12 protein-coding genes and 1 pseudogene are annotated in these 24642 nt (G+C 40.8%); 5 read left to right on the top strand and 8 right to left on the bottom strand.

Annotation, left to right across the window (positions count from 1 at the left end):
* The first annotated feature begins 102 nt into the window (after window positions 1–102).
* A complete protein-coding gene (locus tag V7K35_RS14885) occupies window positions 103–282 on the top strand; it encodes a high light inducible protein (RefSeq protein WP_335080057.1) in 180 nt (59 codons plus the stop codon).
* Window positions 283–368: 86 nt separating this feature from the next.
* On the opposite strand, the gene V7K35_RS14880 is transcribed toward V7K35_RS14885, so the two are convergent.
* The 3 genes from V7K35_RS14880 to V7K35_RS14870 all read right to left on the bottom strand — a co-directional run bounded on the left by V7K35_RS14880 (window position 369) and on the right by V7K35_RS14870 (window position 7400).
* Window positions 369–1436, bottom strand: a complete 1068-nt coding sequence (locus V7K35_RS14880) for a hypothetical protein (RefSeq protein ID WP_335080056.1) — start codon at window positions 1434–1436, stop codon at window positions 369–371.
* A 290-nt stretch (window positions 1437–1726) separates the two neighbouring features.
* A complete protein-coding gene (locus V7K35_RS14875; protein WP_335080055.1) occupies window positions 1727–4702 on the bottom strand; it encodes a molecular chaperone in 2976 nt (991 codons plus the stop codon).
* A 145-nt stretch (window positions 4703–4847) separates the two neighbouring features.
* Window positions 4848–7400 carry a proteasome protein gene (locus V7K35_RS14870; RefSeq protein WP_335080054.1) on the bottom strand — a complete coding sequence of 851 codons (2553 nt, stop codon included), beginning with the start codon at window positions 7398–7400 and terminating at the stop codon, window positions 4848–4850.
* Between the two features lie 1275 nt (window positions 7401–8675).
* Here V7K35_RS14870 and V7K35_RS14865 point away from each other — a divergent pair.
* From V7K35_RS14865 to V7K35_RS14855, 3 genes are all read left to right on the top strand, one after another.
* Window positions 8676–11960: a PAS domain S-box protein gene (locus V7K35_RS14865; RefSeq protein WP_335080072.1), complete on the top strand. Its 3285-nt coding sequence runs from the start codon at window positions 8676–8678 to the stop codon at window positions 11958–11960.
* A 280-nt stretch (window positions 11961–12240) separates the two neighbouring features.
* Window positions 12241–12963 (top strand): cyclase family protein, encoded by a 723-nt coding sequence (locus V7K35_RS14860; RefSeq protein WP_335080053.1) that lies wholly within the window; start codon window positions 12241–12243, stop codon window positions 12961–12963.
* Window positions 12964–13076: 113 nt separating this feature from the next.
* Window positions 13077–14573 carry an aldehyde dehydrogenase family protein gene (locus V7K35_RS14855; protein WP_335080052.1) on the top strand — a complete coding sequence of 499 codons (1497 nt, stop codon included), beginning with the start codon at window positions 13077–13079 and terminating at the stop codon, window positions 14571–14573.
* A 640-nt stretch (window positions 14574–15213) separates the two neighbouring features.
* Here the strand turns inward: V7K35_RS14855 and V7K35_RS14850 are convergent.
* Window positions 15214–16320: an acyltransferase gene (locus tag V7K35_RS14850; protein ID WP_335080051.1), complete on the bottom strand. Its 1107-nt coding sequence runs from the start codon at window positions 16318–16320 to the stop codon at window positions 15214–15216.
* A 138-nt stretch (window positions 16321–16458) separates the two neighbouring features.
* Between V7K35_RS14850 and V7K35_RS14845 the strand changes: the two are divergent.
* Window positions 16459–16881, top strand: a pseudogene (locus tag V7K35_RS14845) (hypothetical protein); the annotation flags it as partial.
* A gap of 221 nt (window positions 16882–17102) precedes the next feature.
* Here the strand turns inward: V7K35_RS14845 and V7K35_RS14840 are convergent.
* The 4 genes from V7K35_RS14840 to V7K35_RS14825 form a co-directional block, all read right to left on the bottom strand.
* Window positions 17103–18101: an RNA polymerase sigma factor, RpoD/SigA family gene (locus tag V7K35_RS14840; protein ID WP_335080050.1), complete on the bottom strand. Its 999-nt coding sequence runs from the start codon at window positions 18099–18101 to the stop codon at window positions 17103–17105.
* 480 nt (window positions 18102–18581) lie between these two features.
* Window positions 18582–18863: a peptidase gene (locus V7K35_RS14835; protein WP_273763151.1), complete on the bottom strand. Its 282-nt coding sequence runs from the start codon at window positions 18861–18863 to the stop codon at window positions 18582–18584.
* 440 nt (window positions 18864–19303) lie between these two features.
* Window positions 19304–19729, bottom strand: a complete 426-nt coding sequence (locus V7K35_RS14830) for a DUF4363 domain-containing protein (RefSeq protein ID WP_334795643.1) — start codon at window positions 19727–19729, stop codon at window positions 19304–19306.
* A gap of 225 nt (window positions 19730–19954) precedes the next feature.
* Entirely contained in the window at window positions 19955–24583 is a 4629-nt protein-coding gene (locus V7K35_RS14825; RefSeq protein ID WP_335080049.1) for a GAF domain-containing protein, read from the bottom strand.
* Window positions 24584–24642: the final 59 nt, after the last annotated feature.

Genomic DNA, 24642 nt, shown 5'->3' with positions numbered 1-24642 from the left:
TAATTTTTGTCTTGAGTTTTATGTTGCATTTTCGTAAAAACCTGTTACATTACTTTACAGGCAGTGATAACTGTTACAACATAAAAGCTCGGAGTATTATTTATGGCAGACGTTAAGAAGACTACGCCTTCGGTTTCAGAAGATCCTAATGCTTTGCGCTGGGGTTTCACTCCTCAAAGCGAAAACTGGAACGGTCGTTTTGCAATGATTGGTTTTTTATCTGCCGTTTTACTTGAAGTGTTTTCTGGTCAAGGGATTTTACACTTCTGGGGCATTCTATAGATTTAAACGTTTTTACCTTCATTAAATAATGAAGCAAGGCAGCGAATTCGTAAAATCGTCTGCCTTTGCTTTATGAGAGAATTTTGTTACCGTGATGAGCGAAATATTACACGACCTGGGGATTCTTCCTGATTAATTCGCGCATATACTCGAAGACAAGTTAATACTTCGCCAGGAATACCGCCAGAGTCTAGTTGTAAGTCATCCTTGGATGAAGCACAGATATCCGCATAAAGTCCCGATAATTGGCGAATCCGCACTTCATAACCTGCTTTAATTGTTTCATCAGCGACTTTCTTTAGGATGCGTCGTGATTCATATTGTAGCTTTCCCCACCAAGAATAGCGTTCAGCCGGAGGTACAAATACTAGGGAATGTATCGCCTCGTCCATGTCAATCCAAGTACGGAGAATTGACAGGGGATCGGGGTTTTCCTCTGCTTTTTGGGTGCGTTGGAAGCGATCGCTTAAAGCATCAATATATTGGTGGCGCTGTTCTGGTTTGGAGTGTAAGGAAATAACATCGAAGCTAAAAACGTTCTTTAAAGCATGATGTAAATCGGGGTCGATTTCGATAAAATTCATATATAAAAATAGGAATGCCGCTGGTAAATCAGATGCATTACCTTGGGTAATTTTAGAGTTTAAAAGTATTTGTTTAGATAAGCCCAATCCCTGAGTATGAACAGTACCACTAAGTCCAGGGTAAATAATTTCATCACGGATAAAGGGAAGTTGATAGAGATTAGAATTATCTGCGATCGCACCAACTTCTTGGGCCAAATCTAGGGTGCGCGATCGCCAAGTTGCAGCCAAATCCTCTGGGACTCGCAGCAGCTTGCGTTGAATTTCATTCCACAAATCAGAGTCTGTTGTACTTTGCAATTGGGAATTACCCAGATAATAACTAAGTTCTGAGTCAGAATCGAAAGCTTCGCGGAGGTGACTTAGTTTTAAATCATCTGATTTTGGGGGTATAGGTTGCAAGAGGCGATGAAGTTCTTGCAGCACTTCATCGCATATTTTAGATCCTGGATCTAGCGGAAATTCTGTGCGGGCCTGATTTAAACTAGCCTCTAGTCCATACAAACTAAACCGCAGTAACTGGGCTAATTCTGAGTTTTCTATCTCTAATAATTGACGCAAGTGCTGCATGAATATCACCTCCAAATATTTTTGTATTGAATTAAATTTGGCAAAACTCTGCATTCTTTTGCCTTGAAAAATTAATGTTTTTCAACGCAGAGAAGCATAGAATTTTAATGCATTTGCATGAGGCTATCATTACTAGCCCTTTCAAGGCGACTCCAAAAATCTCTTTTTTCTCTCTGCACTCTCTGTGCCTCTGTGGTTAAAAAGTAATTTATTTAACCACAGAGTCCGTAGAGAACACACAGAGAAGGTTTTTGCGTCAGTTCTGGGATATTTGTATTATTTTGAAGTCCCTAATGTATACCGCAAAATGGATCGCGTTCTTTATCAACTTCATTGGGCTGCAATTCTAATTCAGCAAGATAAACACATCCTTCTTCCTTTAGACATTCCTGACTTTTTGATGTCCAATAAGGTACTTCACCGGCGTGCATCCGCAGAATGCCTTGATCATCGAGAGTTACACGATATTGGCAAGGATAATCTGTTGTCACATCTGGTTTGCTGAGTGCGCCAATTCGTATCCATTTTTTGCTGTTAGTTTGGGCGTCTGTTTGATAAACATAGAAAGTGTGCTGGCCAGTTTGTGGGAAGGGAGGTAAGGGATTACTAATTAACCCAATTCCTGGTTGCGTCACACCATCGCGCAGATAGTGGAATTTTTGGAACAATTTACTACCATCATTTCCTACTTCAAATACAAGATGATAGGCATCTGGTTGATCAACAGTTGCTGACTCAATAACATTGACGGCAATATCACCATCATTTAAATCTTTATCGAAGCGTTGGACAGCAATATTCCAGTTCAATTTTCCATCAGCAAATAGCGGCGAAGTTTCTGAAATTACCGATTCTAAATTAATGCCAGGAATATCAATTAAATAATGGGGATTTCCCTGACAAAGCAATACCCTAAATTCAAGAGTTTGGTCAATTTCAAACTGGATTTTAATTTTTTTCAGAAACTCTGCTTCTTGTATTCCCAGTTTATTCATGAGGTTTTTGCCGTCGAAGCTACCCCATAGTCGTAAATCTCCATCCTCGTAGTCTTGACGGTAGATGATGTTAGTTAATTGGATTCCTTGCCATGCAGTACGAACCTTAGCGACAGTTTCCCAAGGTGCAAGTTGATAAAGTTCTTGTCCAGCATTAAATATGGTGAGTAAATCGTTACTTTGGGTTTTGCGTTTGAAGTTGCAGGGCAAATAATAAAACAGGTTTTTGACATCGATTTCTAGTTGGTTTGCTCCCTTACACAGCAAGCTTTTGGACTCTTCTGGATCAAACCTTAATCTTCGCAGTTTCTCAGCATAGCAAGCACCAGCAGAGGTGGCTAATTTGGTAAATTCCAGCACAAAGGTAATTCGCTCTGGATTCCACACAAAATATGGAGACTTACTAAATTCTTGGTAGATTTGGCGCTGCACTATGTCTAAATTACAAGTTTTTCCAGACAGAATTAACCAATCAACTTTTTGGGAATTCCAAGAATCTTTGGTAATATCATCGGGACGCAAACGACTTTCCATTAATCCTTTGGCAATACCGATCGCTTCTTTAATTCCAGAAGTGGCGGCTCGTTCAAATTGTTGGTTATCTAGGGTGACGCAGATGTTATTTGGATCATTGACTTGCAATTTAACGGCGCTTTGGGTAAGCAGTTCAGAAATTTGCTGCTCAGAAAGCGTGAAGGTTAATAGAGAATTATCTGTTAATGGTTTTTGCCCAAGTTTAAGTTTAGCTGCTTCTGCATGATCCCAGAGAATATAAAAGGACTGTAGACGTTGGGGTGCTTGTTGCCAACGGGTGGGTAATACTTTCTCGGCAGTATCTAGGGCATCTTTGTAAGCAATATCACCTTCTGGATTCTCTTTATCTAGACATTTTAAAATACTGCCAGTTTTAAATTTGCCTTGTTCTAAGAAGCGGTCGTTTAACTCAGAGTTAATTAAATCTTCTAGCTTTTCGCTTTCTAGATAACCTGTTGTTACGGCTGTCAATAAAAAGTCTGCGATCGCAACTTTTAATAATCTAAAAATTCGCAGTGTAATTAATTCACCACCTAACTGTAAATGACCGGATGAACCTAATAGTTTGGGAGTGAGTTTATAGTAACGTCCTCCTAAACCTCGGTCTTCATAATTGGCAAAAGTAGGAGTTTTATCTTCTAAAGTTAGTTCAATTAAAGCTAAGTCTGTGGTTCCCCCGCCGATATCCAAGACAAGAACATTTTGTGACCATTTGTTTCCTACTTGATGACAACGAGTTTTAAATGATTCAATCCCAATATTAAGATTACCGCCAAATTCTCGCCACAAAAAGAATATTGCCACAGAAACGGCTTCATCATAAGCGGTTTGGACATCATCGATCCCCAACTGCTCAACTAATTCCTTAACTTCCTTGCGAACAACTGGTGGGGCGACAGTGGGGTAAGTGACAACTGCTGTCAAAAAAGTCCCTTCTGAAAATCTGCGTTGTGTGCGTTGGCGGTAATCTTCAGTTAACTCGATTAAATGCGCCCAAGCAGATTGGATTAGTTGATTAGCGGTAATTATTTCTTCTTCACCATCCAAAATAACTGAAAACGATCGCTCCTGACCAAAATAGCGTTTGGGTGAATGGTGAAACCTGCTGATAATTTCCTTTAAAGAACTGCTTGTACCTTGGGCGATCGCTTTTTTGCGGTTATCTCTAGCTTCCCTACCCATCTGGAGTTTTAAGTCCATTAACTGCGAAATTTCCAACTCACTGGGAATTTCCGTGTCGCGGCGATCAATATCCAGCACAACTGGGATCAAATTTTGCGACTCTAGGGTAGGAACGCGGAACACCTCATGATAGATTTGGTAAAGTTTTTTGCTGACAGCCCGACGGAATCTCTCGCTGTTTCCTAAAGAAAGTTCAATTTGGCGAATTGCTTCCAAAAATCGCTCTTTATTATCAGTTTCAAATACTTCACTCAACTTTGTTGGATCTATCTCCAGGTTTTTGCTAATTTCTGTGATAAACTTTGCCCAATCATCATCGCTGACATCTGGTAAAGCCACTGAGGCGGAAGAACTCAGCCATTGTGATAAGCGATCGCGCAACCGCACTTCTTGTTCTTTTGGTAGAATTTCTGCGATCGGTACTTCAATTGGATCGAAGAGTGTAACTGTAGAATTCGATGTACCAAAATCTAAGGCGAACCATCCTGGAAATCTTTTTTGTTGTTTCTCGCTTGGTTGCTGATCAGTATAGTTGTTCAATTGGAAAGGGTTCATTATAGTATCACTTTCTGTTGTTTGTTTTATAGCTGGCTAAAAAGCTCTAAAGCAATAGTAAACTGCATCAAACTGATAGCATCACGTCTCACAAATACATCCTCAGATCCGTATGCGATCGCAATCAGTCATTTTCTGAGTTAGCTCATCTCAAATCATCTAAATGAGAAACAGCAGCTAGTTCTGAAATAATCTCCAACCAAGTAGGAATTTTTATCTCAGATGGCAATTCTCCGGCTGCCAAATATCTCAGCAAAGTTTCTTTTTTGGAAAGGTTTTGCAGACTAGGAATAATTTGATCTAAAATGCCTTTTAGTTCGGAATTAATTTGCTGATTAACTTCGCTAACATACTGCACAAGATGAAGGCTGGCACTAGCAGTGATTTCATCTCGCAGCCGCAGTACTAAAAGTTGGTGATTGCTCGATCTGGGTAAACCTTGGCTTTTCTCTGGTGCCCAGTCAAAGATTTGACCAACATTATGTTTGTCGTCTTGACGCGCTAGAGGAAAAATGATTTCGGGTGCAACGGTTTTGTCTTTGCTACTGATTTCGGAGATGATTGCTTCTTTCCATTCGTTAGGATCGCATCCTAGTAATAATTTGTAAAAGAGATCAGCATCTTCAAAACCAAATTGTTCTTCGATTTCTTGCTCCATTTTGGGATGGAAAATTGCCTGCAATTGTTCGCGTTCTGGGGCTACATAATTTGACAATTGGTTCAACAAATCTACCACTGCTTGATGAATGCGATCGCGGGCAAAATCTTCTACTTCCTTAACGGTTTTTTCAAATACTGGATAAAAATCATCGCTCTTGGTTGGAAGGGAACTATTTACACGGTTTCCTCGGTCAAATAATTTCCCGGCTGCACCTTTAGATTCTGCCAGAGCGATCGCTCCATTGTTGGCTTTGTTGAAGAGTAAAGTCCACTGGTTCCAGTTGAGAATTCTAAAGGTGAGTTCGTCTTTCACTACATCGCTGACGACAACACCACGTCGGTCTTTGAGTGGTTCTTTCCCTAAATCTTTTTGAAAATTTCTGTAGATTTTATCCAAGCTTTCGACCACAAAGCGCAACTCGATAAATGCCGGACTGTCTCCTGTAGGAATACCTTGCTCGTGAATTTCATCTATGATGTCTTTCAAGTGATCTTGTTGCTGACTCACCACATTAGCAGCTCTTTGAGTATCTTCATACAGTTGCTTCAGACCATGAGTCGCTACGTGGGTTTGAATCAATTCTCGCAGCTTACCAAGTCCCCCATCTTGACTAAAGTAACCTAGCTGTTTGCCTAAATAACTGCGGGGATCAGAGTCTAACAGCCGTTCACTTAAGTGCTGCCATTTGTCTTGTAGCCGTTTAGACCTATCTAAGTAATCAGGATAGTCCAAGTTAGCCAAAAAGTCTGTTGAACCTGCTTTGACTGTACTAGAACGTTTTGCTAATTCAGCTAGTCCCAACAATGGCGATAGTAAAACGATCCGGTCTTTTTGGGTAGTAAACGCTTCTGCACCGTCAATGGTAGTTTGCAGAACTTTTAGTTTTTGGAAAACGGTTTCTTCTTGTAAATGGCTATTGGCTGGGCTATCTTCAATCAGTTGGTCAAGCTCTCTTTCGCCACCCTCACTGTCTAAAGGCAGTTGATCGAAGCGACCTACACCTACGAGAATTAAATCTTTCAGGTCTTGTCCCGGTCGCTGCTGCTGCATCATCGTAAAGATTTTATTGGCGCGATCGCTACCGGGAGATTTACCATTTAGCAGTACTAAAATTGTCTGTACTTCTGCCAATTCCCGCAGTGACAAAAAGGTATCCCTAGCCCCTGAATTAGCAGCCCCCAATCCCGGAAAGTCGATGAGAATAAATTTGGCTGCGTCTGCAAAATCCCAAATTTCCCGTGATATTTTTACATCGATATTTACGCGGCGGATGAGTGGGAAACTGTTTTGCAATAACTTTGTTGGTAGCCTTTGAGGTGGACTTGGTAATCGGATATGCGCTGGAGGTAGATCCTCAAAGTTCAGAGTTTGGATTGCCATTGGCTGTTCGACCAGCTGTAGCCCCTCACGGGCGGTGATAGCATCAATCTGGTAGCGGCCACCACACATAACTTCCCCATAAGCTTGATAAGCCCGCAGGAATAACACCAACTCTCGGAGTAAATAACGTAGCTCTAAATTGTTACTACTATTCCATCCTTCTTCACACCAGCTAATAATATCTTTGCCAGAGTTGAGTTTCGATACTGGTATAGGAGGAAGCCCTGCTGCTGTTGTCCGTTTATTGGCTTCCCCTAGCATGAAGCGTAGACACTCATGTACTCCTTCATGAGAAAGATACTCTACAGTAAAATTACTTACTTGAGTCGTCGCAAACTCTTCTTGCGGGATGATATGTATGGCAGTAACATTACCTGTAGTGGGGTTTTCACTGACTGGCAAAGCATCTGCATATCCAATCAGACTGCCTAAAAGTAAGGTTTTCCCACTACTGAATTCCCCCATCACCCCAATTTTGACAGGTGAAGTTGCAAGGTCTACAGTTTTCTGGGCAGCTGACCGCAGACGCAGGAGACAGTCATCAAGACTAGCTGGAACCCAATCTTCTTGTTTTGAAGGGTGTTGGGGCACAGAATCTATCTTTCGGACGATGAATTCGCCGTACTCCTTAAAACGGCCCAGTTTGTCTGGTTCCATAAAGTAGTTTCCGCCTAACATTAATTTCTGTGAGCTTTATAACATATAAAACGCGTAAGCGTAGCTCGTCGTAGACATCGCCAGCCATTGTTGCAACGTGTTGATATCACATTTAGCATTTCTCTCATTTAATTTGCGATTTTGGGATGAGGCGTTTTGAACGGTAAAGACAATTTTGAAAAATCGGGTTTTACTGGGAAAAATAAAAAACAATACATTTGTCAGAATGCAGGATTTTGAATAAGAAAGTGGGCTTTTATACTACAAATTTACTGGATACTGCTTAGGATAAATGTGGGTATTAAACCCTTTTTTAGCGCTTATTGCATGGGTAAGGTACAGAGAAAACAATTAACCACAGATGAACAGAGATACAAGGTAGCACACGGTATTGCTGTGTCCCTACCTGTATATCTCATTCAAATGAGAATCGCTATATACCCCTTATTTTAGGCAAGCTACATCGATTAACCGACTCTAATTCATGCTGAATTCTTCTTGATAAAAAATCAATATTTATTTGATATGAAATTCTTGATTATTGTGAATTTATTATAAAGACGTAAGAGGATGTTTGGAAGGTCAACAAGTATACTCGAAACCTCACTTCCATTCCTCTCTCCTGCTCTTGAGAGGCTTTGAAACCCCCATTCTCACACTAATTCACAAAAACCCTGATACAAATAAATATATTTCTGATAGGGGCATGGCATTGCCATATCCCTACCAACGTATTTGTATGATGATTAAAGTGAAATGAAATTATACTTCGTGCCGCAACTCTTAGAAACGCTCTTGCGTTCGCCAACCCTAACATAAGGGGGTAGGAGGGTTAGGTTTCGAGAATTTTGATGTTAATAACGATACTTTTAAAACATCCTCTAAGTGCTTCACAGAGAATCATCTAGTTTCCATAAAGCTAAATCAGGTTTTTGAGTAATTCACTTACATAGCTAATATGAATTTATAGGTGATTTTAAGAAGAAACAAAGTTAAACAACTTCCTTACCACATGAATAGTTTAATTTTCACCAAAAATGCTGAAGTTAATCTTAATGATAACTTCAGCATTTTTTCAATTTATTCACAGTAATATAGTAATTTTCACAGATATAAAAATAAATAAAGTATTAATATAAATAGCAGGTTGGTATGAAGAAGACTAGATACATCTATATAACAAATCCTATTTTCAGACTATTACCTTAATAATTTAGGCAGAGCAGGCAGGCAAAAGTGTTTTCTAAAAAAGTGCAGAGCTACGTTAACCAAATCATGGTCGCCCCATCAGAAATACAACAGGATGAAAAAGTATTTTATCAGCAGCCGGATACTGCTCCTCTGATGATTTGGATGGCTGAATACAATGCACTTTACTGTTACTTCAATTCAAATTGGCTGGAATTTACTGGAACATATTTAACAACAAGCGTATCTTCATCTGTGCCAGAAGAGGAAATAGGCAATATCTGGACTTGTAGCGTTCATCCAGAAGATAGTCAGCGATGTGAAGATATATACCTGGGAGCATTTGCGGTGCATGATTCGTTTCAGAGGCAATATCGTCTGCGTCGGGCTGATGGCGAATATCGCTGGATTTTAGATACAGCCGCGCCACGATTCGCAGCAGATGCTAGTTTTGTCGGTTACATTGGTTATTGTGTGGATATAACAGAAGTGCGATCTACTATGAGAGAAAGTTGCTCGACATCTACAAATTCCTCTTCTTGTCTGCATGAAATTACAGAACAAAAACAGGCGGCAGAATTAACAAAAGCACTAGAGCAACTACAAGCCGAAACTGCAAAGCGCCAAGCAGCTGAAGCACAATTACGCCAAAAAACATCAGAATTTGCAGCGATTTTGCAACTGCTTCCTGATTTATATTTTCGTCTCAATGCTGATGGAAGTATTCTGGATTATAAGCAAGGATTGATGGAGAATCCGTATATTCCAACAGGAGATTGTCAGGGCAAGAGTTTGCGAGAATGTCTACCGACTGATGTAGGCGATCGCTTCGGTCAAGCAATAACTCAAGTACTTGAAACTCAATCTTCAGTCACTTTTGAATATACCTTACCGCTACCACAAGGGAATAATAATTTTGAAGCTAGGTTATTACCATTACCAGACCAGCAAATCATAGTTCTTGTCCGCGACACCAGCGACAACATTCAAGCAGCATTAATAGAAAGCAATGCCAAGTTTCGCAGCATGGTAGAAAACGCCCATGACATTATTTTTGCAGTGACCCTTGAAGGGATATTGTCTTACGTTTCTCCTAATTTGACTGATCTTTTAGGGTATGAAGTTGCAGAAATTGAAGGTAAATTCTTTATTCCCCTTATACATCCTGACGATGTGTCTATTTGTGCCGATTATTTCCAAAGACTTTTGACAACAAGCGACAAACAAGACGCAATTGAATATCGAGTAAAACACAAAAATGGTAGTTGGCGATGGCATACAAGCAACTCATCTATTATTAAAGACGTTAATGGTAATTTTTTAAACTTCCTTGGTATTTGCTATGACACCACTGACCGAAAACTTGCAGAGGAAGCTCTAGCAGAGCGAGCGCGTTTAGCAAATTTTCGTGCTGATGTAGACGCGGCCCTTACCCAGAGTGACAGCTTACAGAAGATGATGCACCGCTGCACTGACGCTCTAGTTGAACATCTTGATGCAGCCTTTGCTCGCATCTGGACGCTGAATAAAAAAGACAATGTATTGGAGTTGCAAGTCAGTTCTGGGATGTATACCCACATTAATGGGTCCCATAAATATGTGCCAGTTGGTCAATTCAAAATTGGTTTAATTGCCGAAGAGGGTAAACCCCACCTCACTAACTCTGTGCAGACAGATCCCCGCGTGGCTAACAAAGAGTGGGCACAGCAAGAAGGTATGGTCGCTTTCGCTGGCTATCCCCTGATTATTGAAGATGAAACTGTAGGGGTGATAGCCATGTTTGCCCGCCAAACTGTGACAGAATCAACTTTCACAGCACTGGAATTTGCCGCCCAGGAGATTGCTATTGGCATCAAGCGCAAACAAGTAGAAGTTGCACTCAGAGAAAGCGCCCAACGAGAAGCACTACTCAATCGTCTTTCTAACCAAATTCGAGCTTCCTTGGATCTCAATTACATTGTGGAAACCGCAGTGCAGGAAATTCGTAACTTATTCCAGATTGATCGCTGCGCCTTCTTCTGGTATCGGCAAGACGCTGATGTACCCTACTGGGAGAGAGTATATGAGGCAATAAGTCCTTCATTACCTGGTCTGCTTAATGACCAAGGAACTAATGCAGAAATCGAACTAATCGCAGCCAAAACCTTAAATAGAGAGATCATCCGCATTGATGATGTTGAGACTGTGGGTGATTCCATAGCACGGCAATTTTTGCAGGATTTTAGTTTGACTGCCTTTATGTCGCTCCCCGTACACACCCAATCTGGCGAAATTGGCACATTTAGCTGTGGTTATTGTAGTGGTTTCCGGCCTTGGCTGGACAACGAAGTAGAATTACTACAAGCAGTTACAGTTCAACTAGCGATCGCCATTGACCAAGCTAAACTTTACACCCAAAGTCGCATCGCTGCCCAAACTGCCCAAGACAAAGCCCAGCAATTAGAAGCGGCGCTGCTAGAACTTCAACAAACCCAAGCGCAACTGATTCAAACTGAAAAAATGTCCAGTTTAGGACAGTTGGTTGCAGGTATTGCCCACGAAATCAATAATCCCGTCAATTTTATTTACGGCAATATTAGCCACGCCCGTGAATATATCAACGACTTGTTACACTTGGTAGACCTTTATCAACAGAACGACTGCCCACCAACACCAGAGATTAAACAGAAAATCTACGCGATTGAGTTAGACTTTCTCAAGCAAGATTTGCCCAAAATCCTGGATTCTATGAAGATGGGAGCCGAACGAATTCGGCAGATTGTCCTATCTTTACGCAATTTCTCTCGCCTTGATGAAGACGGCACGAAACCAGTGGATATTCATGAAGGTATTGATAGCACGTTGCTGCTGTTGCAAAATCGCCTGAAGCCCAAACCAGGATATTCCGAAATCCAAGTAATCCGAGATTACGGCAACCTACCACCAGTAGTCTGTCACGCTGGACAGATGAATCAGGTGTTTATGAATCTGTTGACAAATGCGATCGATGCAATTGAAGAGTCATTTGTCATTAATCATACCCTGCAAGAAGGCGTTCGCGTAGCGTCTCGTAGAGAAGCGCCTATGTCATTAGTAAACAACTCTAAACAAATGACTTGTCCCCAGATTCGCATTCGCACCCTCATCCAAGAAGGCCATGTAATCATTGGCATTGCCGACAATGGCCCAGGCATGACTGAGGAAGTACGCAAACGCGTATTTGATCCCTTCTTTACTACGAAACCCGTCGGTAAAGGCACGGGTATGGGGTTATCAATTAGTTACCAACTTGTCATAAAAAAACATGGTAGTCAAATTCAGTGTATTTCAGCACCAGGAGAAGGTGCCGAGTTTGTCATTATGATTCCACTACATGAGCAACCTTCAACATAGATACAATTTTAATCTTTTCTTAATCAAAAAGTTAACATATTGGTTGTTAACTAAGATTAATTCACTTTTTGCTGCAACATTTGAACCCCCCAAAAACCTAAAATTTACGGGAATTGGGGGGATTATTTGTAATAGTATAGGGAGTTAGGATTAAGAATATTACATTTCAATTGATTGAAAAACGCTGTAATGGTAGTACTATCTTTGCATCGGCATAACCCAACCCAGGCGATAGCACTTTAAAACAAATCCCTGAATAGAAGTAAAGTAGAAGGCTGGGATGATACAACCTCAAAGTCAAAATAGTATCACCTATACACGCGTTATCCATCTAAGTCACGTAATTGACATAGATATTCCCCAATGGCCTGGAGATCCGACAGTAGAATTTGAAACTGTGGCTGAACTGAATAATGATGGCTATTACCTGCGACGCTTTGCCTTGGGAGAACATAGCGCTACCCATATCAACGCCCCTAACAGCTTTCATAGCTATAGTATGGGAATTGACCAATACCCCGCCCAATCTTTGGTTGTACCTGCGGTAGTCATAGATATTCGCCAAGCCACAGCCGTGAATTCTGATTATGCCCTGACTATTGCTGATGTTGTGGCTTGGGAAGAGGAATACGGTGAGATTCCTCCTGGCTGTGTAGTTATACTGAATACTGGTTGGCAAAAAAAGTGGTTTAATAAAAGTGCATTCCTAAATCATGATGCTCAAGGTATTGCCCACTTTCCGGGGTTTGGTAGCGATGCAACTCAATTCTTACTGAATGAGCGGCAAATTGCTGGAGTAGGAATTGATACTCATGGTGTAGACCCTGGACAGGATAACACTTTTGCTACTAATCGCCTGGTTTTAGAAAAACCTCGCATTGTGTTAGAGAATCTAACAAATTTGGATCAGTTGCCACCTAAAGGTACTACTCTAGCGATCGCGGTTCTGAGGTTGCGTGGTGGTTCTGGTTCTCCTGTAGGGGTATTGGCGTTAGTCCCTTAATTTTTATATCGATATTTGGTTCTCACGCCAATTTCCTAAACTTGAGGATAACCTAGAAAGCAAGCAAACTTAATACACAAGTTTCAGTGGATCATCAGCCGGAGATTTTCAAGATGACAACTCCGCTATCTTGCCGCAATTACATAGACGGTCAATGGTTGAGTGCTGTAGGGGAAGCAACCCTAGAAAGTCGCAACCCCGCCGACAAAACCGAAGTGGTTGCCACATTTCCCCGTTCCCAAGTTAAGGATGTAGATACAGCAGTAGCCGCCGCCCGTAAAGCCTACCGCAGTTGGCGCACAGTCCCAGCCCCAGCTAGGGCAGAATACATCTTTCGCGTTGGGGAAATATTACTCCAGCATAAAGAAGAACTTGCCCAGTTAATCAGTCGGGAAATGGGTAAACCCCTGACAGAAGCCAGAGGAGATGTGCAAGAAGGTATTGACTGCGCCTTTTACACTGCTGGCGAAGGACGGCGACTATTCGGGCAAACCACACCCTCGGAAATGTCCAATAAATTCGCCATGACTGTGCGAATGCCCATTGGAGTTTGTGCCTTAATTACTCCCTGGAATTTCCCTGTGGCAATTCCTTGCTGGAAAGCTATGCCAGCCTTGGTGTGTGGCAATACAGTCATCCTCAAACCTGCCGAGGATACCTCAGCCTGTGCAACTAAATTGATTGAAATTTTCCAACAAGCAGGTTTACCACCAGGAGTAATTAACTTGGTACATGGTGTAGGAGAAGAGGCGGGTAAAGCTTTAGTTGAGCATCCCAATGTAGATTTGGTGTCGTTTACTGGTTCTTCAGATACGGGTGCTTTTGTCGGCGCTACTTGCGGACGCACTCACAAGCGTGTCTGTCTGGAAATGGGTGGTAAAAACGCCCAAGTGGTGATGGAAGATGCGGATTTAGAACTTGCTCTTGATGGTGCAGTGTGGGGAGCATTTGGGACAACCGGTCAACGATGTACGGCTACCAGTCGGCTGATTTTGCATCGTGATATAAAAGAAAAGTTTACCACTATGCTCTATGAACGTACCAGTAAGTTACGCTTGGGTGCTGGCACTGACCCTAATACAGATATTGGCCCGATAGTCAATGAAAAGCAACTTCAACAGGTGAGCAAGTATTTGGATATCGCCCGTGAGGAAGGAGCAAAGGTTTTAATTGGTGGAGAAATTGTCAGTGAAGGCTTATTGAAAAACGGTTATTTCTTTCAACCAACTATTTTGGATGATGTCACTCCCGATATGCGAGTTGCCCGTGAAGAGATATTTGGGCCAGTGGTGGCATTGATTGAGGTTAGTTCTTTTGAGGAAGCGATCGCAATTCTCAACGATAGCAATTATGGTCTTTCTTCTTCAGTTTACACCCGCGATATCAACCGGGCTTTTACTGCCATGCGCGACATCGAAGCAGGTATCACCTATATTAACGGCCCTACTATTGGTGCAGAGGTACACTTGCCCTTTGGTGGTGTCAAACAAACAGGTAACGGACATCGCGAAGCTGGAACTACTGCAATGGATGTTTTCACAGAATGGAAAAGTGTCTATGTTGACTTTTCTGGAAGTTTACAACGCGCTCAGATAGATAACCGCAGTTAATTTCGCAATAAGCGCGATTTTCAGATGATTAGACTATAAAAAAAGACCTAACAAGAACAGCCCCTTCCCTTGCAGGGAACGAGAGTAAGCCTCTCTTCTAAAAGAAGACAGAATCTAAATGATATCATGTCCGCCAAATTACCCATAATAAAAGAACCCAACCCCTAAGAGCCTGCTCTTAGGGGAGCTAAAGCACAGCTTTGGCTCTTTGGAGTTCCAGGTATTATGCTTACCCCTGTTCTGTCACTCTCCGAAAACATTTGCCACTCCTGAATTCTAGAGCTTCTATATAGCAAGCGATTGGATTTGCTGATGGAGATTCTGGATATGCCGTTGCCGGCGCGAGAAGATAAGTAGAGTACATCAGGGTGCGTTAGAGTGTTCCAAAAAATAAATGATCCAAAACCTGTCATTGCGAGCGCAACGAAGTGTAGCGAAGCAATCCCAAGATATTGTGATTGCTTCATTCCGCTTTGCTCCATTCGCAATGACAATTGGGCACTTTTTTACTTGGAGTACTCTTATGGTTACTCATGACGCATCCCGATCTTATTCCATTATATATGCTCACTTTTATTGACATACAAAGTTATAGTAAAATCTGTAAATTTAACTTGCTATTAACTAATTCAATTTGTTGCTAAACACCAAACAGGTACTTAACAATCCTTTTATTTTTCATCAGAATAAATACAGCTAACCAACTCATGATAAAACTAGGTATAGAAAATGCTAATTGAGAGAAAATAGTTACTTCCTCTAATAACTGAGGTTGAGTTTTCTTCAGATAAATTTCCATAATATTAATTGCAAATGGGTGGATCAAGTAAATTCCAAAAGAACATAATCCTAAATTTTTTATTACGCTGTTTGGTTTTAAGTAATTCGATAAAACAATACTGTATAATAAAAGAGAATATCCCAGAAAAACTTCCCGAAAACCAGCAAGTATTGGGTTACTATAAATATCAGCAACGATAAACAAACCTAATAGTAAGTTAGCGGATACAAATTTCACACGCAATAATGAAAAGTTGGTTTTAAGAAGTAAATACCTTAAAGTCATAGCGATAAAAAAGTAAGGTAAACACCTCACTAACCATGCTAATTCTATAGATATAAACCTCAAAAACTCATTTTTAGAAACATCGTAACTCACTAGATTAAATAAATTCTGAAAAGCTAGATCGTCATGTAAGTATACTGTATTTCCAGTAATTAAAAGCAGGTTGTAGAGGATGAGGCTAAACAGAGACAAACTAACTAATATTTTAAGTCCAATTTTCGGTTTTGTGAAGAAATTTGCAAATATTATGAGCGAAGTACCTACTAGCAATAGCGGTAAATAGTATAGTTGAAATGATGCTCCTCCATAAAATATAATTAAAAAAGGATTTCGTAATAGATGATTTAATTCTTGTTTTTGATTTAATGCTGAAAAGAAAATTATTTTGACAATTAAATAAATAACTGTCCAAACTATATATGGTATTAGAATACGCCGACATCTTGCTTTCCAAGTAGCTAATGAAAAATCAGCATTGAACTTACAAATCATGAAGTAAAAAGATGCAGCTAAGAAAAAGGGAACAGGAAAACTAAATAGATATTCTATCTCTTGGGAAAAGTGACTTATACGACCCCAACTTGGATCGCCTGAATGTACTAATACAACTGCGTATGCCGCAATTCCTCGGCATAAATCAACACCCGCAAGCCTTGGTTTTGTCTCTATTTTTGACTGCATTGATTGTTAGTGTTAAAGTAGATTTTTTGAAAAAACAAAGTATTTAAGTGGTTTTTTGTATATAAAGTTAACCAATTAATATTGAAAATACCATACCATATAAAACTCCGATTTGATGTGTGAAACCCAATTCCTTGCTGGAATGGACAATCCTGCTGGTTCGAGGAAGTTGATCGCCGTACCGATCCGGCAATTTCTGAAACCCTGCAATCTGCCGTCAAGCAACTCACTCCTGCTGAGGAATTACAGTTTAAGGGCATTACTCCAGAAATCCGCACAGTGTATGAATTAGCCACTCGGCAGATTGAGGGATTTACTCAACCCCAACAGGATGAAAAGCAACTGAGAAAGGCATTGCAAATGGGCGGCGGTGAATTAAATCAATTCCACGATCGCAGCGATTACTGGACAGTAGATTGGACAACTGTTGATGGTGTTCGCCATAGTAGTGCGATTGCTAAAACTGATTTGACTGTTGTTAGTTCTGGTATTTGCCTAAGTGGACGCGATCGCGACTTTGACTTGCAATCATTAGTGAGAGTGAACAATAAGACTAATTAATTCTGACTATTCAATCTCTGTTTTTGTAGATTGCGTAGACGCTCTTAGTTAGCGGCTTGTCGCAGACATCGCCCATCAGAATTTACCAAATTCTCAGGGTTTAAGTAAAGAGCAACTAACAAGTGACGAGGCGTAAATCTCCGTTACAAAACTTAATTACTCTCTTCTCTACGAGACGCTACGCGCAGCGTCTCGTAGAGAGCGTCATTACGAATTACAAATTAACTAGCTAGATAGTTGTGTATCTTATCCTTCTGTTTTCGTAGACTACCCAAAGCTTGTTGCTCTATCTGTCTTACTCGTTCTCGACTAATACCCATACGTTGACCAATCTCCGCTAAAGAAAGTTCCTTTTCATTTGTTAAACCAAAACGCAAAGTTAATATTTCTCGTTGCTGGGGAGTCAATGTTGACAATAAAATTTGTATGTTTTGTTGAAGAAACTTTTGGTCAGTGTATAATTCTGGGGAGAGTCCATCATCCTCCAACACATCTTGTAATTCTGTATCTTTTTCTGAGCCAACTCGCAATTCTAGAGAGACAGGTTGACGTGCTAAGAGGAAATAATCTCGAATTTGTTTAGGATCTAAAGATAGTTCTTCAGCGATATCAACTGCGGTAGCAGTCCGACCTAGTTTTTGAGTTAGTTCACGTTGAATACGCTTGATTTTGTTCAGTTTTTCTGTAATATGAATAGGCAAGCGGATAGTACGTCCTTGTTCGGCGATCGCTCGTGTAATTGCCTGACGAATCCACCAATAGCCATAAGTTGAAAACTTGTACCCTTTAGTAGGGTCAAATTTCTCAACTCCTCGCTCTAAACCTAAACTTCCTTCTTGAATTAAGTCGAGGAAATCTAGGTTATGTCTTTGATACTTCTTCGCAACAGATACCACAAGTCGCAGGTTAGCCTGAATCATTTTCTGCTTGGCTTGATGTCCCTGATGTAGCTGTTGCAGCAGTGATTTTTCACCGATATTTATATTTTCAACCCACTCTTGTTGTGTCGGTTGACGTTTTAATTGAATAGCTAATTTTTCTTTTGCAGCAAGTAAAGCTATCATTTGTTGAACTTGCTTGGCGAAATTAATCTCTTGCTCATTAGTTAATAAAGGTATACGTCCAATTTCACGAAGATAAGTCCGCACTGGATCAACAGTAGATAAATATTTTTCATTTTTATCATTTACTTCTAGAGACTGGAAAGATAGATTATTCATAGTTATTTTAACCTTCAGAAATACTTGTCGGTTTAGAGGTAAATAAATTTCAATACCAGAGAATTAGTGTAACATTCAGAAATCAAATTATAATGAAATTATTAATTTTGGATGATTAAGTTACTAAGGTTACTTGTGACTGTAATCGGTTTTTAGGTTGATTTTAAAAATTTAAATTTAAAGATTTGTCAACATTTTTCTCATTATGAGTACGGATAATTATTTCGCCAAAACTAATATTTTTTAAGTTAAGAGCTTGATGTTACAGGAGCTTGTCAAAGAAGTGAAAAGGTTATGTCTGTCAACATTCCAGTTCGTTATGAAGCAGTAGAAATACCTCTATAAACAGCTTCTGCAATGGGTTTTACGGTATTGAAGACAATGGATTATGCCTTGATTACACAATTGCTTTGGCAGGGGAACCTACTTATTTTTATATCTTAAAAGACGCGATCGCTCTTGAGTAAAGTTATGTCTTTTCTAATCCTTCTCAGATTTTGACCTTTTCCTACCAAACAAACTAGTCATACTTAATCCAGTAACTAACAACCCTAATAGTCCTAGTCCGTTCAAAATCGGGTAGATTCCCTGTAAACCAAAGATTTCACCACGATGAATCGAAAGCAGTAGACTACGCCCAACTCCAAGGTTAGCTGACCACTCACCTACCAGCGTAGCTGCAATACCAGTTAACAATGTTACAGCAAGCGGTAAAGCCAAAATAATCGCTAGAGTCCGGTGGTACTTGCGAAATGAACGCATTATCCAAAATCTCCAGTGGAAACTATAGCAGTTTGCAAGTTGATCAGGTACAGAACTATTTATCTTCAAGCCAGATAAAAAGCTTGTTTTCCTACTATTTCCTGTCTTTTGACTGAATTCTAGATTTTAAATTTTGGATAATGGAATTCAAAGATTCAAAATTCAAAATTTGAAAAGGTCTGTCCCTTACGCGTCTTGTAAGAGTTTCCCCCGAATTTAAACACGAAAACAATTCTATTATCCAAAATCTAAAATTATTTATTCAGAACAACTACCTCGAAACATGGGGTCAATCTAAAATCTAAAATCGTTCAACTGACCGTAGCCGTACCACTTCTCTACGAGACGCTCCGCGAACGTGGAAGCAAGCTACGCGTAGCGTTCCGCAGGAAAGTCCAAAATCCAAAATTGTTTAACTTCTGCTGTATGTTAGTTTTCCCTTACCCTTTAGAAACAGTGGCAATATTTGTGTCAAGTGTTTGTAACCCCTTAAGAGCTTTCGCTTTATCTTTTGCTTTCAGCGCACCATTCACCTGGGTCGCAGTGTCTTCGATTACATTATAAGTTTTTGAAGATTTAGTTTTGACACCATCCTCAACCTTAGACCAAGAGTTTTCAAACTTATTAAATTCCTGTTGAGCTTTGTCAAAATTTCCGGCTTGCACCGCAGTTTTTGTATTTGAAACTACACTGACCAAAGGATCAAAACCTCCCTGGGTAGTACCAGGAGTTTTGGATGCTGTTGTCCCCCCAGTGGTTTGAGTGGTAGCAGGAGTCTGGGTAGTAGATTTTTGCTCGCTGTTACATCCTACCAATGTCAGTAAGCCAATTACAGTAACGGGGATGATGTAGATTAAGCGTTTCATAAAACCTCTTGAATAATCATAAATCGCCAAGTACTGACGGTATCAGCTACTATATCAGCAAACCTGTCATCTAAAGTTGCTGGAGACGTAGGAAGATTTTATGCAGGTTTTGTTTTGGTAAATGCTGTAATAATCTATACTTATATGTAGTATACGGCTGTATCAAGGCTGTTTTTGCATCTTAATTACGGGTTTATGCCCGATCATTTTGATGGGTAATAATGTTTAATTTGTTACTTTTTTTCTGATTAAAAAGTCTTGAATACAGTTGACAAATTCTTTTAACTCTAAAATTAAGTTAGTAGTATCTTTAAGCTCTTGATGGTAAGCCAATTGTTCTAGTTTGTCAGCTGCTAGATACATAGCTGTGGCTCCAATATTGGCACTAGCACCTTTAAGGTGATGAGCTTCTCGCAGAATTTGCCCAAAGTCATGAGATGCGATCGCTGCAATAATTATTTCTAAACGGGGTTTAATATCTTCAAGGCATATTCGCAATAGATTTAATTCAAATTCTGTGTCATTTCCCGATATTCGATGCAAGTGTTCCCAATCAATTGCTAGGTCAGTGGAAACTGTCTGTTCATGCACAACTGCCTTTTGTTGTGAGAAGATCACGCCTGTCCAATGCTCTAAAGTTGCAGCCAATTTTTCTTTAAACACTGGCTTACTCAGATAGTCGTCCATTCCGGCATTTAGACACATTTGTTCGTCTTCTTTCATCGCATTAGCTGTCATCGCAATCACCACAGGACGACGACGCAGGGCAAAAGCGTCCTCTTGCCAACGATGAATTTCTTTTGTGGTTTCCAAACCGTCGAGAATTGGCATTTGGCAATCCATTAGAATCAAATCGTAAGGAATTTTTTCCAATAGCTGCAAAACTTCCTTTCCATTAGCAACAACATCGGCTTTATAGCCCAAACTCTGGAGTTGCTTCAAGGCTACTTTCTGATTCACCAAATTATCTTCAGCTAGCAGAATTCTTAACTTGGATTTATTAGAGGGGTTAGGGGAAAAGAAAGTAAGAATGCCTGAAGTTTCTGTACTCTGGATTTCTTCAATAGCCTCAAGCCTTAAGCCTCTAGCCCCTTGTTCTAATTCCGGCACAGTTTCTAAAATAGTCATAATGGTATCGCGCAGTCGTGATGGCTTAATGGGTTTGACCAAATAAGCAACAAATCCGATTTGGAGCGCCTGCTGCACTTGATCCCGTTGATTAGTAGAGATGATCATAATCAAAGGTATCTCAGCAATTGCAGAATTGGCTTTAATTTGTTCTCCTAAAGTCATGCCATTTGTTTGGGGTATTCGCATATCAACCAAGGCGACATCATAGGGTTTTCCTTGCTCACAAGCTTTCTGAATAACTTTGAGTCCCGCAGCAATACTGTCAGCTTGATCTACCTGCATTCCCCAATAAGTAGCTTGATGGTAGATAATTTTGTAATTAGTAGCGTTGTTATCCACCACCAACAAGCGGCGATTGTGTAAAAGTCCGCGTTCGGATTTTGGCAAAACAGGCAGGGCAAGCTTTGTAAAAAGCACCTCAAACCAAAACTTAGATCCTTTTTCCATCTGACTTTCTACCCCAATCACTCCTCCCATCAAGGTCACCAGTTGTTTACAGATGGCTAATCCCAAACCGGTACCACCATACTTGCGAGTCGTAGAAGCATCCACTTGGGTGAATGGCGTAAAGAGTTTGCGTTGGTCTTCAGCACTAATGCCAAGACCTGTATCTGTGATGGCAAAATGGATGGTGGCTGTAGTGGAGGAAAGCGAACGCAATTCGGCTTGCACTAATACTTCGCCAGCGCTAGTGAACTTGATTGCGTTGCTGATTAAGTTCATGAGAATTTGCCGCAGCCTACCACTATCTCCTTTGAAGTGGCTGGGGACGTTGTGCTCAATCATGGCGGCAATTTCTAATCCCTTGTTATGAGCTGAGGGAGCCAATAATTCCACTACTTCTTCCACACAAGCGGATAGGTCAAAATCTAAAGTTTCAAGAGCCATCTCTCCAGCTTCAAGTTTGGAAAGATCCAAAATCTCGTTGATTAAACTTAAAAGGGCGCCTCCACTACTCCGAATTGTTTCAATAAAATCTCGCTGTTCTGCATCTAAGGGAGTATCTAACATTAAACCCGTCATTCCCAATACAGCATTCATCGGAGTCCGAATTTCATGACTTATATTTGCCAAAAAGGCACTTTTAGTCTGAGAAGCTAATTCGGCTTGGCGACGGGCAATTTCAAGTTCTTGTCGCTGACGAGTTTCTGCTGCTAATAGTTGGGCTTGGGCTAAGGCAATACCTACTTGGTCGGCTATTTGCCGCAAAAGATCAGTTTCAAAGTTAGACCAGTGGCGGGAATCATCACACTGATGAACTATGAGCAAACCGCGAAGTTCTTCTTTGACAAGAATGGGCACAACAAAATTGACTTTGACCCCAAACTGTTGCATTAATTCCAGATGGCTTTGTTCGACTTTCAGCAGATCCAAATTAGCCAGCCCTAAAACGTGTCCTTGACGGTACTGCTGTAGATAGTATTGTTGTAAATATTCCGCTTGGAAGTAGGGAGGAGTAATGCTTTGCTCTTTGATTGCTGGTAAGCCAGAAACTACTGCTTCAATAACGGTGGGTGCAGATTCATCTGGCAAAAGCTGATAGATCAAAACTCGGTCAGTCTGGAGAATCTTTTGCACCTCCTCGACAGTGATTTGGAGAATTTCTTCGATTTGTAAAGACTGGCGAATTTTAAGGGTGATTTCGGTAAATAGTTGCGATCGCAAGTTTTGGCGTTGTACTTCTTCTTCAGCCTGTTTACGCTGAATAAACTGCCCCACTTGTTCGCCAATCGAATTCATCGTTTTTGCTAAATCTTGGTCAGGTGGCTGGATTTCACGGTTGAAGCAGGTAATGACACCAAGGATTTTGTGACCGCTGCGAATTGGAAAACCAAAAGCTGCTTGTAATTCTACTTGAGCGTTAATTTTGAAGCGGGAGAAACTGAGTTCTTTAACAACATCAGCGATCCAAACAGGTTCAGAACTAGCCCAAACCCGACCAGGTAGTCCAATTCCCGGTGGAAACGTGGTTTGGCGATTCAGTGCTTCAAACTCTTGCACCTCAAGGGATGCTTTATGCCACATATCGAGAAAACGCAGCACATTTGCTTGCTGATCTACCATCCAAATTTCACCCAAATCCCATCCCAAACTCTCGCAGATCCCTTGCAGTATTTGGTGAGTAGCTTCGCTCGTCGTGGCGGACTCCGCTAAAACGCGGGTTGCAGCATATTGTGCAGTTAGATGCTGTTCAGATCGTTTGCGATCAGTGATGTCAATGCCAGTGCTAACAATGTGTTCCACTGATCCTTTATAGTCTTTTAAGAAGGTATTCGACCAGGAAATCAGTCGCCGACTGCCATCCTTCATTAGCCAATAGTTTTCGTACTCTAGGAAGCCTCCACCTGCTAGCAATTGCTCAAAAACTGCTTTGACTGACTCCACCTCTTCAGGAATTAGGAACAAGCTCCAGAAATACCTACCCCTCACCTCATCGAAGGAGTAACCTGTTGTTTGCTCACAAGCTTGATTCAAGCGAACGATTTTCCCTTGAGAATCAAAAACTATTACTAAAGCGCCAACTGTATTAAGGACTGCTGAGATAAAGTTGCGTTCTTGATTTAAGGTTTCTTCTTTCCTTTGGCGCTCAATCACCTGACGATAGATGAAGTAGTAGACTATAGCCAGAACGATAAAACTTACGCAGATAGCGATCGCAAATGTCAGAATTGTGTTGCGACTCGTGTGTTGGAGTCGTCCCCCTTCCTCGGTTTCCATCTCATTGCTCACCTTGCGGCTATCATCCATGAGATTTTGTTGATTATTTCTCACTACTACTTGCAATGCCGCCTCTAATCCCTTGTTCTGACGCAAGTCGATAGTCTGTTTGAGTTGAGTTTTAGCCGTTATTAGAGATTCAACCGTTGTGATCTGCTGTCGTTGGTTCGGTTGATCTGTTGTTATCTTCAGTTTGGCAATTTCTTGATCGACGTTAGCAAGTGCTGTTTGATAAGGTTTGAGATAAATTTGTTTTCCAGTGAGGATATAACCATTTTGCCCAGTCTCCACATCCTTGATCTGGGACAGTAGTTCTTCTAGACTGTTAATTTTTTTAGAAGTATTTTTTCCTATACTGCCATTATTAGTATATAATTTGGTATTTTGATCGGAAACCACACCAATCAAAACTAAAATTGCCGACGCCAAACTGAAACCTGCCACAATCCTTTTGAAAAATTGCTTGCGTACCCTCTGCGTCTGTTTGCCTTTGTTGGTCACAAGTACCAAACTTGCTAAATTTCGGCGCAATTCTAGTTGCTTAATGACTTGACGACCTAAGGTTCGTAATGCCTCTATCTGATCTGGAGTAAGTTCTCGTGGTACGTAGTCAATCACGCAAAGTGTTCCTAGTGCATATCCCTCAGAATTAATCAGAGGGACACCAGCATAAAACCGAATATTTGGGTCAGAAGTGACCAGTGGGTTGGCGGCGAACCGTTCGTCATTTGTTGCATCAGGCACAATCAAAACATCAGGCTGTAGAATAGCATGGGCACAGAATGCCAAATCTCGATGTATTTCTTGGGCTTCCATTCCGACTTTTGACTTGAACCACTGACGATCTGTATCAATTAAGCTAATTAAAGCAATAGGAGTCTGACAAATATACGAGGCTAAACGGGTAACATCTTCAAAAACGCCTTCAGATGGCGTATCGAAGATTTTATACTGCAAAAGCGTCTCGATTCTCTGTACTTCGTTATCAGGTAATGGTGCTTTCATCCTTGAGCCTTATCTACATTCTGGGGACTGGGGAAGAAGCAGAGGGGCAGGGGGCAGGG

This window comes from Nostoc sp. (assembly GCF_036917275.1).
GTDB lineage: Bacteria > Cyanobacteriota > Cyanobacteriia > Cyanobacteriales > Nostocaceae > Nostoc.
Note: the sequence above shows the minus strand (reverse complement) of the source record. Positions and strands in the feature narration are given on the sequence as shown.